Annotated in this window: 12 protein-coding genes and 1 tRNA gene; 6 read left to right on the forward strand and 7 right to left on the reverse strand. The window is 68.4% G+C overall.

Annotation, left to right across the window (positions count from 1 at the left end; translation table 11 throughout):
- Positions 1–28: 28 nt before the first annotated feature.
- On the forward strand, positions 29–1,048 hold the full coding sequence (locus tag ACFVYA_RS06210) for a hypothetical protein (protein WP_387042987.1): 1,020 nt from the start codon (positions 29–31) through the stop codon (positions 1,046–1,048).
- Positions 1,049–1,161: 113 nt separating this feature from the next.
- Here ACFVYA_RS06210 and ACFVYA_RS06215 read toward each other — a convergent pair whose 3' ends face one another.
- Positions 1,162–1,860, reverse strand: coding sequence for an SDR family NAD(P)-dependent oxidoreductase (locus ACFVYA_RS06215; RefSeq protein WP_387042989.1), 699 nt, complete (start codon positions 1,858–1,860; stop codon positions 1,162–1,164).
- Positions 1,861–1,973: 113 nt separating this feature from the next.
- Between ACFVYA_RS06215 and ACFVYA_RS06220 the strand changes: the two genes are divergently transcribed.
- Positions 1,974–2,846: a helix-turn-helix transcriptional regulator gene (locus ACFVYA_RS06220; RefSeq protein WP_387042991.1), complete on the forward strand. Its 873-nt coding sequence runs from the start codon at positions 1,974–1,976 to the stop codon at positions 2,844–2,846.
- A 6-nt stretch (positions 2,847–2,852) separates the two neighbouring features.
- Here the strand turns inward: ACFVYA_RS06220 and ACFVYA_RS06225 are convergent, their stop codons facing one another.
- Positions 2,853–3,206 (reverse strand): ArsR/SmtB family transcription factor, encoded by a 354-nt coding sequence (locus ACFVYA_RS06225; RefSeq protein WP_387042993.1) that lies wholly within the window; start codon positions 3,204–3,206, stop codon positions 2,853–2,855.
- A gap of 68 nt (positions 3,207–3,274) precedes the next feature.
- On the opposite strand from ACFVYA_RS06225, the gene ACFVYA_RS06230 reads away from it, so the two are divergent.
- The 3 genes from ACFVYA_RS06230 to ACFVYA_RS06240 all read left to right on the forward strand — a co-directional run bounded on the left by ACFVYA_RS06230 (position 3,275) and on the right by ACFVYA_RS06240 (position 10,529).
- Positions 3,275–4,468, forward strand: coding sequence for an MFS transporter (locus ACFVYA_RS06230; protein ID WP_387042995.1), 1,194 nt, complete (start codon positions 3,275–3,277; stop codon positions 4,466–4,468).
- 531 nt (positions 4,469–4,999) lie between these two features.
- Positions 5,000–7,672 carry an RICIN domain-containing protein gene (locus ACFVYA_RS06235; protein ID WP_387042997.1) on the forward strand — a complete coding sequence of 891 codons (2,673 nt, stop codon included), beginning with the start codon at positions 5,000–5,002 and terminating at the stop codon, positions 7,670–7,672.
- 739 nt (positions 7,673–8,411) lie between these two features.
- Positions 8,412–10,529 (forward strand): acyltransferase family protein, encoded by a 2,118-nt coding sequence (locus ACFVYA_RS06240; RefSeq protein ID WP_387042999.1) that lies wholly within the window; start codon positions 8,412–8,414, stop codon positions 10,527–10,529.
- A gap of 79 nt (positions 10,530–10,608) precedes the next feature.
- On the opposite strand, the gene ACFVYA_RS06245 is transcribed toward ACFVYA_RS06240, so the two are convergent.
- The 4 genes from ACFVYA_RS06245 to ACFVYA_RS06260 form a co-directional block, all read right to left on the reverse strand.
- A complete protein-coding gene (locus tag ACFVYA_RS06245) occupies positions 10,609–11,904 on the reverse strand; it encodes an IS256 family transposase (protein ID WP_387043001.1) in 1,296 nt (431 codons plus the stop codon).
- A 295-nt stretch (positions 11,905–12,199) separates the two neighbouring features.
- Entirely contained in the window at positions 12,200–13,375 is a 1,176-nt protein-coding gene (locus ACFVYA_RS06250) for a GDSL-type esterase/lipase family protein (protein ID WP_387043062.1), read from the reverse strand.
- Positions 13,376–13,595: 220 nt separating this feature from the next.
- Positions 13,596–14,138 (reverse strand): hypothetical protein, encoded by a 543-nt coding sequence (locus ACFVYA_RS06255; RefSeq protein WP_387043003.1) that lies wholly within the window; start codon positions 14,136–14,138, stop codon positions 13,596–13,598.
- Between the two features lie 261 nt (positions 14,139–14,399).
- Complete coding sequence (locus ACFVYA_RS06260) at positions 14,400–14,585, reverse strand: hypothetical protein (protein ID WP_387043064.1); 186 nt, start codon at positions 14,583–14,585, stop codon at positions 14,400–14,402.
- Between ACFVYA_RS06260 and ACFVYA_RS06265 the strand changes: the two genes are divergently transcribed.
- Entirely contained in the window at positions 14,511–14,930 is a 420-nt protein-coding gene (locus ACFVYA_RS06265; protein ID WP_387043066.1) for a hypothetical protein, read from the forward strand. The genes ACFVYA_RS06260 and ACFVYA_RS06265 overlap by 75 nt on opposite strands.
- A 150-nt stretch (positions 14,931–15,080) precedes the next feature.
- Here the strand turns inward: ACFVYA_RS06265 and ACFVYA_RS06270 are convergent.
- Positions 15,081–15,153: transfer RNA gene (locus ACFVYA_RS06270), tRNA-Ala, on the reverse strand.
- Positions 15,154–15,338: the final 185 nt, after the last annotated feature.

Below are 15,338 nucleotides of genomic sequence, written 5' to 3' on the forward strand. Positions count from 1 at the left end.
GACAGCCCCCATGGATGAAATGGATCTCATGAAGAATCTGCGTGACGTGCCGTCTCCCAGTCCCGAGGCCTATGACCGTGCGCGCACGGCACTGCAGACGGCGATGGCGGAACCCGCGGCCACGGTCGTGCGACCGAAGCGCTGGTTCTCCTGGCCCAAGGTCAGCGTCGCCGCCGTGGGCGCGGCAGCCGTCGCGGCGGCTGTGGTGATGGCTACGTCAGGCGGCAGCGTCCCGGCCGGCCCGGCCGGCTCGGCCGATGCGGCTCCGCAGGCGGTCGAGGCACCGCTGGTGAAGCTGGCCTCCGCGGTCCAGGCGGCCGGCACGCAGCCAGGGGACGCGTCGCTGATCATCAACACGAAGTTCGGGCTGGACAACAAGCCGGACCTCAACTACACCCTCTACACCGACAAGGGCCAGCAGTTCACGGGCGACTCGACGAAGACCCTGGTGGACGCAGTCGCCAAGGGCGACGCCCAGCCTGCTACGCCGTACGACGGGAAGGTGATGGCGGCGGCCCGTCTCGCCGCGAACGGCGACGTGGACAAGGCCAGGATCGCGATGATCACCGCGTCCGGCAACGCCCTGGGACTCGGCCTGAGCCCCGCCGAGGCCGACAAGGCCTGGGCGGCCGCCCAAGCCGAGACCGCGGAGATGCTCCGCAAGATCGGCAAGCCGGTTCCCGCCCCCAAACCGCGTCCGACGGGCAAGGACCTGGAAAACCTCATCAACAACCACCTGTGGAGCAACGCCGAACACGCGCTGTTCGCCAACGCCGCCGATGCGGAGGTCCGCGCGGGCGTGCTGAAGCTGTACGCGACCATCCCGGACATGATCGTCGGCAAGACCAGCGTCGACGGCCAGGCCGCGCTGACCCTCACCGCGCCCCCCGCCATCCTGGGCGGCAGTACGGACGTCCTCATCATCAACGCCGACAACGGCCTGCCGATCCGGGAGGAGATCACCTCGGCGGAACCGTCCAAGCACTACGTGGTGAACTACAAGTCCTCCCGCGTGACCCTCGCCGACGTGGCCGCGGGCAAGATCTGATCCTCGTACCGAACTGTCCCGGCAGGGCCGAGATCATCTCGGCCCTCCCGGGAGCGTTCTGCCTGCGTACACGGTGAGTGGGTCCAGAAAACGCGAGAGGCCAATGACCGCTGTCAGGACCAGGCGATCTCGCCGCTGCGGGCGACGAAGCGCCCGGAGCCGGCGCCCGGTTGCTCGGTGGCCAGGCCGACGATGGCGTCGGTGCCCTCGGTGACGGTCTGCGGGCCGCTGTGGCCGTTGAGGTCGGTCGCCGTGTAGCCGGGGTCCGCGGCGTTGATCCGGATGCCGGGAAACGCTTTCGCGTACTGCGTGGTCAGCATCGTCAACGCCGCCTTCGAAGCGGTGTAGAGCGGTGCGACCACCTTGGACTCGGCTCGCGACCGGTCGTGGGTGAGGGCGAGGGAGCCCATCCCGCTGCTGACGTTGATGATCACGGGGTCCGCCGACCGCTGCAGCAGCGGCAGGAACGCGGTGGTCGTCCGGACCACGCCGGCGAGGTTGACGTCGAAGACGCCCAGGACGTCGGCGCCGGTCAGGCCGGACGGGTCACCGGCCGGGCCGTGGATGCCGGCGTTGTTGATCAGCACGTCGATCGCGCCCTCGTGCGCGGCGATGTCGGCGGCCGCGGCGGCGACGGACGCGTCGTCGGTGACGTCGATGGGCACGAACCGCGCACCGACCGCGGCGGCGGCGCTCGCGCCCGCCTCCCGGTCGCGGGCTCCGACCAGCACGGTGTGGCCGGCCTCGACGAGCCGGCGGGCGGTCTCGCGGCCGAGCCCCTTGTTCGCTCCGGTGATGAAGGTGATCGTCATGCGATCGATCTTCGGCTCGCCGTCCGCGGCCGGCCAGGGATGTCTCGACGGTAGGAACAGCAGTACCACCGTCGGCCCGTGCCCGGCGGCCGGACCCGGGGCAAGATGGGAACGTGAGCACGACACCCGGGACCGGGCTGGGCGCGATGATCCGCACCTGGCGGGATCGGCTGCCGCCTTCCGCCGCGGCGTTGCCGGTCGGCCGCAACCGCCGTGCGGCCGGGCTGCGCCGCGAGGAGCTCGCCGACCTCGCCGGCTTGTCGGTCGACTACGTCGTCCGCCTGGAACAGGGCCGGGCCACCACGCCTTCGGTCCAGGTGGTCGCCTCCCTCGCGCGTGCGCTGCAGCTCTCGGGCCCCGAACGGGACCACCTGTACCGGCTCGCCGGGCTCACCCCGCCCGCGGACGGCACGATCTCGGACCACATCCCGCCCGGGGTCCACCGCGTGCTCTCCCGGCTCGGCGACGTCGCGGTCGCCGTGTTCGCGGCCGACTGGCAGCTGGTCTGGTGGAACCGCAGCTGGGCCGCGCTGCTGGGCGACCCCTCGGCCGCGGAGCCCCGCCTGCGCAACTTCGCCCGCGACCGGTTCCCGCTGGGCACGGGCCCCGCCTGCCTCGCCCAGTGGCCCGTGACCGAGGTCGACGCCGAGACCACGGACCTCGCCGTCGTCGCCGACCTGCGCCGCGCCACCGGACGGTTCCCGCATGATGCCCGCCTCGCCGGGCTGATCCGCGAACTGACCGCGGGCAACCGGCGGTTCGCGCAGCTGTGGGCCACCGGCTCCGTCGCCGGCCACCGTGAGGACGAGAAGACGATCCACCACCCGTCGGTGGGACCGATCGCGGTGAACTGCGACGTGCTGGGAGACGGCGATACCGAGCTGAAGATCGTGATCATGACCGCCGTCCCGGGCAGTCCCGCCGAGACCGGTCTCCGGCTGGCCGCGGCCACCGGCGCACCGGCCCCGAGGGAACAGCTCGCGTAGGCGGCGTCACGGCTTGATCAGCCGGTTGATCGCGTCGGTGTCGTGCTCGTGGGTCAGCAAGGCATCGAGGAGACCGGGGAAGCGTTTCTCCACATCTTCCTTGCGCACCCGCACGTTGCGCGTGCGGCCGTCGACGACGGTGCGGGTCAGGCCGGCTTCGCGCAGCGTGCGGAAGTGGTGCGAGACGGTCGGCGGGGTCAACCCGAGATTCGCGCACCACGTGCTCGCGCTGCAGTCGAACGGTTCCGGCCCCTGGTACATCACCGCCATGATCGTCCGGCGAGCCGGGTCGACCAAAGCGCCGAGGATCGTCGTCAGGTCCAGGTCGTCGACCGACGGCTCCGGCAGCTTTCGCGACATCGAGACTCCTTCGCGCGGGACGGGCGGCGGACTTTGACGTCCATCGAAGTCTAGTTTACCGTTGCGCCATGATTCGATCAGCATCGAAGTCACTCTCCTCGTCACGGCTGGCGGTGCTCGCCGTCGGCACGTTCGTGCTCGGGGTCGACGGCTTCGTGCTGGCGGGGCTGCTCCCCGCGGTCGCCCAGGACCTGCACGTCAGCCTCGCCCAAGCCGGGCAGCTGACCACGACGTTCGCGCTCACCTACGCGATCAGCTCGCCGCTGATCGCGACCGCCACCGGCCGGCTCGACCGGCGCGTCGTGCTCGGCGGCGGGATGGTGGTCTTCCTGCTCGGCATGGTCGGCCAGGCGCTCGGCCCGACGTACGCAGTGGTGCTGGCCGGGCGGATCCTGGCCGCACTCGGCGCGGCCGGGTTCCAGGCCAACGCGTACGCGGTCGTCGGGTTCCTTTCGGCGCCGGAGCGGCGGGCGCGATCGCTGGCGGTGGTCGGCGCCGGATCCAGCCTGGCCACGGTCATCGGGGTGCCGATCGGTGCGCTGGTCGGACAGCACCTCGGGTGGCGCGCGGCGCTGTGGTTGATCACCGGTGGGGCCGTGGTGGCCGCGGCACTCTGCCTGGCGCTGCCCGGCGTCCGGCTGCCCGTCGCGTCACTGCGCGAGAGGGCCCGCATCCTCGGCACACCCAGTGTGCTCCTGCTGCTCTGCGGCACCGCACTCCAGCTCGTGCCGCAGTTCGCCGTCATCAGCTACATCGCCCCCATCATCGGCGCGCAAGGCCAGACGGCCACCTCGGCGGTCGTCGCGCTGGTCGTGTTCGGCGTCGCCTTCTTCACCGGGAACCGCCTGGTGGGGCACCTCGCCGATCGCTGGGGCGCGCTCCGGGTGATCACGGTCGGCCTGACGGTCAGCGCACTGGCGCTGGTCGCGCTCTGGATCGTCCGGCTGAGCCTCGTCCCGGCGATAGCCGCACTCGCCGTGCTCGGCCTGGTCGCCTCTTTCCAGGTGACGCCGCAGCAGACCCGGGTGTTCGCGGCCGGCGGCGCGGCGGCGACCGTGGCGCTCGGGCTGAACGGCTCGATGATCTACGTCGGCAGCGGGGGTGGGGCAGCGCTCGGCGGTGGTGTCATCACCGTGGCCGGAGTCGGCTTCGTGCCCCTCGTCGCCGCCGGCATGGCCCTTGTAGCGCTGGCGTTCCTGTGGGCGTTCGCGCCGGAACGCCGGCAGGTCCTCGATCAGCGCGTCGACGCGGTGAGGAGATGATCCGGATGACCTCGGCCGGCACAGTCCGTTTCACCTACGAGGTGACCTCGGCCGGGCCCGCGATCGACTACCACCGGGTCGGCGCTGCGTTCCAGACGCAGCAACTCGCTTTCGCCCTCGAGGTCTCACCGCAGCGGTCACCGACTTACGGGCCACGCCGTTGACGGTGACCGATGCTGCCTGCCGGTGCCATTGGTGCGGCTCTCTTATGGCGTGTGTCTTGCCGGGGCACCCGGTTGCGGCCTGAAAGTTTCCCGAGATTGCGCTCTTCTCTGAAAGTTTCCCGGGATCGCGCTCTTCTTTCGCCGCAAGCCATGGACATGTTTGACACCACGAGTCGACCCCGCTTATCGTTCGGTCGAACCGGTTCGAACACGATGGCTTACCGACCGATGCCCTGCTCCGCGGGCATGGAGCCGGTAGAGCAGTCCATAGTGGACCTCTCCGTTTCGGCGGCCCCGGCGGGTAGTGACGATGGGTCCGATGATCGGTGTATCCCCGTAGACGCGCACCCGCGAAAGGGGTTTCTTGATGCGTCAGAACAACCCTCGCACGCTATCCCAGCGCTTCGCTCGCGCAGCGCTGGCCGGCGCCACCCTCCTCGCGATCATCGACACGGGACAACCCGCCGCCGCAGCACAGCCGGCTGTCGCACCACAGCCGGCCCCCGCGGCCGCAGCTGCCGGCGCCGCCGCGCTCGCCTCGGTCGACCTGGCCGGGACGTGGAGTTTCACGCCGACGGGTCGGGGGGCGACCTCGATCACCGTGCCCGGCGGCGGCTGGTACAAGCAGGGCTTCACCGACGTGAACGAGGCGGTGTACTCGCGCAGCATCACCGTGCCCGACTCTGGTCAGCCGCAGTCGACGTGGATCGAGTTCGGGGCGGTCAACCACCAGGCGACGCTGTCGGTCGACGGCCGGGTGGTGGCGACGCAGACCACGGCGTTCACGCCGTCGAATTTCGACATCTCCGCATACGCGGCCCCCGGCAGCACCCACACGATCAGCGTCGACGTGAAGGGCCGCGGCGCGTTGAAGGCGTCGAACGGCCGGTACCTGGTGCCCGACGCCGCCGAGTGGTCCGAGGCGGTCCCCCAGGGGATCTACCGTTCGGCGTTCCTGCGGACGTACCCGGCGGTGTCCGTCAGCGACACATTCGTGCGGACGTCGGTGGCGAACAAGACGTTGAGCTACGACGTGTCGGTGCGCAACACGTCGGGCAGCTCCCGGTCGGTGACGTTGACCGGGTCGCTGTCGTCCGACAACGGAACGGCTTTCAGCTACCCGGAACTGCCCAGCCGCACGGTCACCGTGGCGGCCCACTCGACCGCGACCGTGACCGTCGGGACGGTCGCGTGGAACCTCGACAGCACCTCGTACTGGTGGCCCAACGTGCCGTACCGGCCGGGGTACCGGGCGCAGCTGCACCGGCTTGCGGTGCGTGCCGTCACCGATGACGGGCACACCAGCGACGCCACGTACCGGTTCGGGTTCCGGGAGGCCACCCAGAACGGTGACTACTACTACCTCAACGGCGTGCGCGTGAACTTCCGCGGCGACAACCTGCAGGGTGCCGACTACGACCGGATCAACAACGGCGGCAAGGGCGACGCCTACGACACCCTGCCCGGCTTCCTGCCCCCTTCGTCGAACAACGGCGGCTGGCCGCAGACGGTGGACAACTACCAGCGCCTCAACTACAACGTGATACGCGTCCACCAGGAGCCCGCGAGCCCGTACATGTTGGATGTCGCCGACGAGATGGGCCTGATGGTCATCGACGAGGTCGCGATTCGCGGCTCCCAGTCCGGGCAGGATTGGATCGCCGGGCACGACAACATGGTCAACCACGCCCGTGCGCTGGTCCTGCGCGACCGCAACCACCCCGCGGTCATCCGCTGGAGTCAGAACAACGAGCCGAACCAGAGCGGCCAGGATTCCGAACAGTTCGAGAAGGACCTGTACGCGGCGATGAACGGCGCCGACGGCACCCGGCCGGTCATTGCCGAGCTGGGCGTCGGCGCGAATGTCAACAGTTACCCCGGGATGACGTACCCCAACTTCGCGGTGATCTCGCACTACATCGACGGCTTCGGCAGGTACGGGGAGGGCGTGGTCACCGCGAATGGGCGGCCCGACGGCGAGGGCGAGTTCATCTGGCCGGCGTGCAACAACAAGCAGGGCTTCGAGTGGTTCGCCACGGCAACCCTGGCCAAGCGCGGCAAGAACGCCACCGACCTGCGTCCGTACACGCTGCTGTCCGCCTGGGCCAGCGTCGTGCCCGGAGTGCGGACCACCGACTTCACCCCGGAGGAGGGCGGTCACCCCATTTACGGCGCGGACAACTTCCCGGCCCCCTGGAGCAACCCGCAGATCCAGCGCGTGCAGGCGGCGTTCAACCCGGTGGCCGCGGTCGACCTGCCGTTCTGGTCGGCCTCCGGCGCCTCGGACTCGAACGGCACCTTCCCGCTGCCGCAGGCCGTGCCCAGCTACGCCCGGAACGCCACGGTCACCCGCAACATCACCGTCTTCAACGACGACTTCGCCGACACCTCGGTGGGCTTCACCTGGACGGCGCGGCTCGACGCGCCGGACGGCGCGGTCGTCGCGTCCGGAAGCACGACCCTGACCGTCCCGCTCGGCTCGCGGGTCACCCAGCCGGTGTCCTTCACTGCCCCGGCCACCGGCAACCGCGTGTACCTGCAGCTGTCGACCACGAAGTCCGGTAGCCCCGTCTTCACCGACGCGGTGGAGTACTTCAACCTCGCCGGAGGCGGCGGAGACGGACCCGCACCGGGCACCTACCGCATCGTCAACCGCAACAGCGGCAAGCCGCTCGCTGTCGCGGGCAACTCCACCGCGGACGGCGCCAAGGTGGTCCAGCAGAGCGGCACCGCCACCTGGACCATCGCCACGACCTCCGACGGCTCCTACACCCTCCAGTACGTCCCGAGCGGAAAGGTGCTCGACGTCAACGCCAACAGCAGCACGGCCGGGCTGCAACTGCAGCAGTGGACGGCCAACGGCGGCCCCAACCAGATGTGGTACCTGCGCTCCACCGGCAACGGCTACTACACGATCGCCAGCCACGACAGCGGCCTGGTGGCGGACGTCTCCGGAGCGGCGACGAGCGACGGGGCACAGGTCGTGCAGTGGGCCGCCAACGGCGGTGCCAACCAGCAGTGGCAACTGAACCGGACCTGACCGGACGCCCCGGTTCTCGCCTGCTGCAACGGCGTCGATCGCCACCCCTGGCCGCTCGGCCTTGCGGCCAGGGGTGGCGGCGAGGTGTCAGCTCCGAACGTCGGCAAGTGACCACCCCCATGGGGTTCGATCAATGAACCCCACGCTGATGGAGGTTCCGCAACCGTCGGCCCGCCGCTACAACCATGTGTTCGCACATTGCAGCACGGAGAAGAACGATTCCATCGCGGTATTGTCACCGCACGCACCGACCTCTGGGAGGGCACGAGCAGGTCGGCATCCGCGTGGCACGCGAAATGCGCCCACGTCGATTTGCGTGCTCGCCGGACAGCAGCGGCAAGCCCGGATGGGTGTCGTGCAGGTGTTCGGCTTCGCCGGCGGTGGCCTGGCCGCGGACTCACAGCCGTCGCAAACCATCCGAAACTCGCTGGAGGAAGCCGAGATTCGACGCGGTGCTCTGCCGTATCGCCCGCGTCGCTGCGGCTCTCTCGTTCGCGAAATCGGCGTCACTGGTCTCGGCTGGTGCCTCGTCGTCGAGCCTCCCGGCAGGCGGCAGGCGGCAGGCGGCAGGCGTCGGGTTGGGGTAGCTTCAACGGCGCCTGTAACGCCCGGCGGGCGCAGGCGGATAGTTCGCGTGGGTCCTGTTGGGACGCGCGCGAGAGGTCTTGCGGCGCTCATACCGGACGGCAGTCGCCGAGGGGCCCGGGGGGAAACAGAGCCACGGAGGGCTTCGAGCATCATGACGTCTACGGTCACCGGCCGCCCGTCCGTGCCCACCGCACCCGCGAGCACCGGCCACAAACAGCGCGACGACATCCAGGGTCTGCGCGCGCTCGCCGTCGGCCTGGTGCTCGTCTACCACCTCAGGCCAGGGTGGCTGCCCGGCGGGTTCGTCGGCGTCGACGTCTTCTTCGTGATCTCCGGCTACCTGATCATCGGCACCCTCACGGGTGAGCTGCGCCGCACCGGGCGGGTCGGGCTGCTCACCTTCTACGCCCGGCGCATCCGGCGGCTGCTGCCCGCGGCGACCGTCGTGCTGCTGGCCACGGTCGCGGCGACGGTGCTGCTGGTGCCGGTGTCGCGCTGGCCGGAGATCCTGCGCGAGGTGGTGGCGTCCGCGCTGAACGCGCAGAACTGGGTGCTCGCCCTGTTCTCGTCGGACTACGCGACAGCCACCGCCTCCGCCTCGCCCGTGCAGCACTTCTGGTCGTTGAGCGTCGAAGAGCAGTTCTACCTGGTCATCCCGCTGTTGCTGCTGCTCAGCGCGGCGATCGCGCGGCGGTCCGGGTCACGTCCGGTGGCGGTGGCGTTCGGCGCGATCACGGTCATGACGGTGGCGTCGCTGGTGTTCTCCGCGGTCTATACGCAGATCAACCACGGTCAGGCGTACTTCATCACCCCCACCCGCATGTGGGAGCTGGGCATCGGCGGCCTGACCGCGATGGTCATCCGCCAGGTGCGCGTGCGCTTCGCCGCGCGGCTGGCGCTGGGGTGGCTGGGCCTGGGCGCGGTGCTGGTCAGCGCTTTCACCTTCGGTACGCACATGGCGTTCCCCGGCTGGATCGCCCTGCTGCCCACGCTGGGCACGGCCGCGCTGCTGGTCGCGGGCACCGCCGAGCGTCCCCGGGTCGGCGAACTGTCGCCGCTGCTGGGCCTGCCGCCGCTGCGCTACGTGGGCGACATCTCCTACAGCCTGTACCTGTGGCACTGGCCGGTGGCGGTCTTCCTGTTGGAGGAGGCGGGTGCCGCCAAGCTCAGCAAGCGTCAGGTGCTGGTCGCCGCAGTGTCGAGCCTGGTGCTCGCGGCGCTGTCGAAGCACCTGGTCGAGGACCCGCTGCGGCGACCGCGGCCCCGTCGCGGGGGTGCGCGGCCGAGGCGCCGCGCCGCTTACGCGATGGGCGCCTGCATGGTGGTGGTCACCACGGTGGCCGCGACGGTGCCGTGGCAGATCGCGCAGCACCGCCTCGACGCGCTGCGCGCCGACATCGCGTTGGACGCCGACCACCCTGGCGCGCTCGCGCTGGACCCGGCGCACGCACTCACCGTGCGCGAGGGCGTGCCGGTCGTCCCCGATCCGTCGGTGGCAGCCAAGGACATCGCCTCGGTGTGGCACGACGGCTGCGGCCAGTACGACCCGGTGGCCTTCCCGATGAACAGTGACAGGTGCGCCTACGGCCGCGCCGACGCGACGAAGACGATGGTCGTCATCGGCGACTCGCACATGACCCAGTTCGCCACGGCCCTGATCGACATCGCCAACCGCGCTGGCTGGCGCGTCAAGTTCATGCTCCACGACGGCTGCCCCTTCAGCGCCGCGGCCCCGACCAAGACCCGAGACGCCGACCCGAGCCGACCCGAGCCGTTCGCCGAGTGCCCCGCCCAGGACAAACTGAAGATCGACTCGATGCTGGCGGACAAGCCCGACCTCCTGGTCACCGCGGCCATGTCCCCCGAGTCCTACCTCAACGACCTCAGGTGGGCGTGGAAGTCCCCGGAGGCACTCACCGCGGGCTACCGCTCGTACCTCGAAAAGATCACCGCCGCCGGCATCCCCGTCGCCGTCATCAGGGACACCCCCCGCGCCGACGACAACGTCCTCAACTGCCTGCAACGCAACCCAGCCCCCCACTCCTGCGACAAGCCAAGGGCCAAGGCGGTAGACGCCTTCACCGACCCCTTGGCCACCACCGCGGCCACCATCCCTGGCGTGCGGGTCGTGGACTTGACGAACTGGATCTGCACGGCGGACCTGTGCCCGGCGGTCGTAGGCAACGTGGTCGTCTACCGCGACAACCACCTCACGGACACCTACATCCGCACCTTGGCGACCCCCCTCCGCCAGGCCCTGGGAATCTAGCCCCCGCCCACTGACCGATACGAGCACGCCCGGGATCGCGGCGGGTCTATCCCGTGATCGGTGTTTCCGGCGTTGTTGATCAGTAGGTTTCGGCTCCCGGCCAGCGGTCACCAAAGGTGATGGCGAACGCGTTGATCACTGGCTTCCAACGCATCGTCCATCGGGCGCGGCCTGTCCCGGTCGGGTCCAGGCTGCGGGTCACAAGGTACAGGCACTTCATCGCGGACTGCTCGGTCGGGAAATGCCCGCGTGCGCGAACCGCCCGCCGGTAACGGGCGTTCAGTGACTCGATGGCGTTCGTGGAGCAGATCATCGTCCGGATCTCGACGTCGTAGTCGAGGAACGGCGTGAACTCATTCCAAGCGTTGCGCCACAAACGAATTACCGCTCCATGCTTCGCACCCCATTTCTCTTCGAATTCGTGGAGAGCGGCCGCGGCGGCGTCCGGGCTGGGCGCGGCGTAGATGGGTTTGATGTCTTGTTTCACCGCCTCCCAGTCCCGGCGGGACACGAGCCGGAAAGTGTTGCGGATCAGATGGACGATGCAGGTTTGCACGACGGTTTGCGGCCACACGTTCGTAACGGCGTCGGGCAGGCCTTTGAGGCCGTCGCAGACGAGGAAGAACACGTCCCGGATACCGCGGTTCTTCAGGTCGATCAGCACGCTCAGCCAGAACTTCGCGCCCTCGCCGCCGGTGCCCATCCATAGGCCCAGGACGTCCTTGTGTCCGTCGATGGTGACGCCGATGGCGGCGTAGACGGGCCGGTTGGCGACCTGGCCGTCGCGGACCTTGACGTGGATAGCGTCAATGAACACGGCCACGTACACCGGGTCGAGGGGCCTGGTGGCCCAGTCCTGCATCTCGGCGACGACCTTGTCGGTGATCCGTGAGATCGTTTCTTTGCTGACCGAGGTTCTGTAGATGTCGGCGAAATGCGCCGAGATATCCCCGCTCGTCATTCCCTTCGCGTACAGCGACAGCACGATCTCATCCACCTCGGTGAGCCGCCGTTGCCGCTTCTTCACGATCTGCGGCTCAAACGTGCTCTCCCGGTCCCGCGGCACGTCGATACCGACCTTGCCGGCGGCGTCGGAGATCACCGTTTTCGGGCGGGTGCCGTTGCGGACGTTCGTCGAGTCCCGGTCCGGGTCGGCCTGGTTCTTCTCGTGACCGAGGTGCTCGGTCATCTCCTCGTTGAGGGCGGTTTCGAGTACGTTCTTGGTGAACAGCTTCAGCAGGCCGTCCGGGCCGGTCAACGCCAGCCCTCGGGCTTTTGCCTCGGCCACCATCGCCGCCGCGGCGGCCTGCTCCGGCGACAGCTCCCGTGCTGGCTTGGACTCACTCTTGCGTGGACTCACAAGGTCCGATGTCATCACTCACAGTGCCCATCCCGCCGGACCTCGGCCCGGCGTGTCGAGCCGGAAACACCGATCTTGGAACAGTCCCATCGCGGCGGACGGCTGTGACCGGTGAAGATGTCGTCCCACAGGGTTTTCCATTGTTTGGCCAGTGGGCCGGTAGGTGCAGGGTTCGTTTGCCCTTGGGGCCGGGCGATTCGGGTGGGGACGTTGACCAGATGGCGGCGGAGCGTCGCCCCGCGGGCGACGGCGGCGCAGCCCGTCTGCGTTGATGCAGAGGCACGCAGTCCGCCTTACGGCGGCAATCCGTTCAGTTCAAGGTGGACAGATCGATTGAGTTGGCCATCACGGCGTAGCCGTTGTTGTTGGGGTGGATGCGGTCGCCGCTGTCCCACACGGGGTTGAGCCAGTTCTGGTAGTCGGGTGCGCCCGAGTGGGGGTAGTTCGGGTCGGTGTTGCGCATGAGCGCGTCGAAGTCGATGATCGCGTCGAAGTGGTTGTCGGTGCGGATGAACTGGTTGACCTGGACACGGTTCGCGTCCTTGGCGTCGTCGTTGCCGAACCACCCACCGCGACGCGGGGTCACAGTGGCACCGACGACTCGTAGGCCGGCGGCGTGTGCCCGGTCGGCCAGCTGTTTGAGCCCGTCGATCAGGGTGGCGGCGTCCGTGCCCAGGTAGAGGTCGTTGGAGCCTTCGGCGATGATCACTGTTCGAGCGCCGTTGTGGCCGAGCACGTCCCGGTCGAACCGTTGTGCCCCGGCCGGGCCGATTCCACCGGGGGTGATCAGGGTGTTCCCCGCGACCCCTTCGTTGACGACCGACAGCGGCGTGCCCACGGCCTGCAACCTGCGCGATAGCACGTCCGGCCAAGTGCTGAAGGTGTTGACAGTGGCGTGTGCTCCGTCGGTGACCGAGTCACCGAGGACGATTACGGCGCCGGTGGTGTGGCCACCAGCCACCTCGATGCTGGACACCCAGGCCACGTTGATCCCGCGGCCTGGATACGGGCCGGGATCACCTGTGTGGTCCCCGGCGCCGCCGCCGAAGTCGGTGCAGTACTCACCGATCAGCCCGAGTTCGTGGTTGGGGTACTCGGTGACGGATCCGGCGGAATATACGCTGACCGCGAGTTGCTCGCCCGCGGTGACCGGCATGGGTACCGGGTCGCTGAACACCTCGCCGCCGGCCGGGATGGTGACCACGGATTGGCCGCCGAAGGTGACCTCGTGCAGGGTGGCGCGGACGATGGTGCTGTCGGTGTCGCGTTGCGCGACAGTGACCCGGTTGAACGTGGTGGGCGTGCGGACGAACTGGTTGGTCAGTCGGATGCGGATCTGTGTGCCGTCCGCGCTGACGCGTTCGGCGTTGCGGCAACTGAAGTTCGAGGCGTTCAGCGGCATCGCCTCGTGCATGGCAGTGCCCCAGGCCGCGATCCACGTGGTGTCGGTGGTGCCCGAGGATGCCGACCCGGCCGCGCACGCCACGGCGGTCAACGCAGCCAGGCAGACGCCGATACGTCTACTCCACGGGTTCACCAACTGCTCCCAGTTCGTAACGGTATAGGTGCGGTTCGTTCGGATTCACCGCTGGCGCGCAAACACTTTCTGTGAATGAAAGCGCGACGTGATCAACAACACTGGGCTTACCGCCGCCATCGGGCACATCGGATCCAACGAATGGCAGCAATCCGTGACCGCTTACTCATCAACGTTGCCGTGGCGGCAGGCCGTACCCGTTCAGGCCGCCTCCCTCTTCGATCAGGACCGATCCATCACGCAGGGTGCCGATTCGCTTACCCGACAACGAAATGTTGGTGATGCGGTCGGTTTGCGCGGTCCACTGGGGGCCGGCGAGGCTGTCGTCCTTGACCGCGATGGCAGCGACGACAAAAGATGTCCGATGAAGCAAAGCACTTGCTCGTCCTCTTCGATTCCCCCACCTTCGTCGCAATTGCGACAAATCGCCACGACCGGCCCTGGCAGGATGCATGGCCAGTCCTGCGTGGCACCGACAGACTAAAACATCACTTCGCGAAACGGTGTTGTGATATCGGCCATAGTGCAAATGGCGGTTGACGGGTCTGATACGCCCGGTATAGGACTTATATCGAGCCGAAATCTTCGCGCCCGGTCGACCGAGAGACTCAGATGCGTGCGGCGAGATCCGGTTTCGTGCTGCCCTTTCAATTGGGCTGACCACGGTGCTGATCTCTGGTGCGATCGCCGCCCCGGTTGCGTCGGTGGCCACTTCGGACACCCACTCAGCGCCTGCGCAGACCACGACCTTTTTCCGCTGCCGGCTCGGATCGGGCGAAAGTGGCACTGCTGTGGCGAGTCGGCGGGCCGGCCCCGGTCCTGCTGGGAGATGCTGATGGCGCTGGGACGGTGCTCCACAGCTCCTGCGCTGTGGTGAGGGGGTCGCGTGGTGGTGCGTGTCCAGGACCGCTCCATAGGCGACAGAGAGGAAGCTGATTCGGCGAAGAACCTCGGTATACGCCCGAATCGGGTGCTAGCGACGAGAGCGTTGTCGGCCGGCCCGGCTCGGAGCCTGGTTCCACCGGCTCGGTCCGCGGCGGCCGGCGGCGACGATCGCGCGGAGGTCTTCGTCGGAGAAGCGCAAGTGTTTGCCGACGAATGTGCAGGGGATGAGGCGCTGGCCGGCTTTGCGGCGGAGCCACGACTCGCCGATGGTCAGCCGTTCGGCGGCGGCGGCCGGTGTGTAGAGGAGGTGGCCTGCGTCGTCGCCGGTGGGGGAGCCGGCGGGACCGGACTGCCTCGGCAGTTCAGGCGTTACGGCGTCGGAGTGGCGAAGTGGATCGTCGGTTTTCATGGCGGCCTCAAGGTGCGCGACGGATCATGGTCGCTGCTAACTCCGTTCGACCGCGTCGGGGGAGACAGAACAGTGATGATCCACTGTCAACCGCATCGAAGCTGGTTCGGTTCGGCGGCGGAGCCTGCGGCTGACCCTGTGGAGGTGCCGGCTCAGAGAGCCTTTGGTGATCCACCTGTTCGGGCGACGCTGCTGGGGCACTTTTCGTGACCCCGTTTCGCCGCCGTCGGCGCGTGCCCCAGTTTTGCCCCAGCTACTCGTCGGTAGCTGAACTTCTTCTTGGCGAAACTCACAGTTCGCCGATACGAAAAAACCGCTCAACCTGGAACTTCTGTCCCGGTGAGCGGTGTTTCGTCACTGTGGAGCTAAGGGGACTCGAACCCCTGACCCCCTCACTGCCAGTGAGGTGCGCTACCAGCTGCGCCATAGCCCCGAGGCGAAGGTGAACTCCGCATCTCGTATGCCCATACATTACACCCCGCCCAGACCCCCTCAACGCGGGGGTCCCTGCAACCCCCCGGTGCGATCCACAACCCGCTGACCAGCACATTCGCACCTTATTTTTAGTCCTGTATTGACGCCTCGCTGTGGCCGCCGTTACATTTTGCGCGGTTGTGA

The sequence above is a fragment of the Amycolatopsis sp. NPDC058278 genome, from assembly GCF_042881395.1.
GTDB lineage: Bacteria > Actinomycetota > Actinomycetes > Mycobacteriales > Pseudonocardiaceae > Amycolatopsis.

What these genes read in the sequence shown, in the direction of transcription:
- ACFVYA_RS06210 (WP_387042987.1), top strand. Translation starts at nt 29, where the DNA reads ATGAAGAATCTGCGTGACGTGCCGTCTCCCAGTCCCGAGGCCTATGAC.
- ACFVYA_RS06215 (WP_387042989.1), bottom strand. Translation starts at nt 1,860, where the DNA reads ATGACGATCACCTTCATCACCGGAGCGAACAAGGGGCTCGGCCGCGAG.
- ACFVYA_RS06225 (WP_387042993.1), bottom strand. Translation starts at nt 3,206, where the DNA reads ATGTCGCGAAAGCTGCCGGAGCCGTCGGTCGACGACCTGGACCTGACG.
- ACFVYA_RS06230 (WP_387042995.1), top strand. Translation starts at nt 3,275, where the DNA reads ATGATTCGATCAGCATCGAAGTCACTCTCCTCGTCACGGCTGGCGGTG.
- ACFVYA_RS06235 (WP_387042997.1), top strand. Translation starts at nt 5,000, where the DNA reads ATGCGTCAGAACAACCCTCGCACGCTATCCCAGCGCTTCGCTCGCGCA.
- ACFVYA_RS06240 (WP_387042999.1), top strand. Translation starts at nt 8,412, where the DNA reads ATGACGTCTACGGTCACCGGCCGCCCGTCCGTGCCCACCGCACCCGCG.
- ACFVYA_RS06245 (WP_387043001.1), bottom strand. Translation starts at nt 11,904, where the DNA reads ATGACATCGGACCTTGTGAGTCCACGCAAGAGTGAGTCCAAGCCAGCA.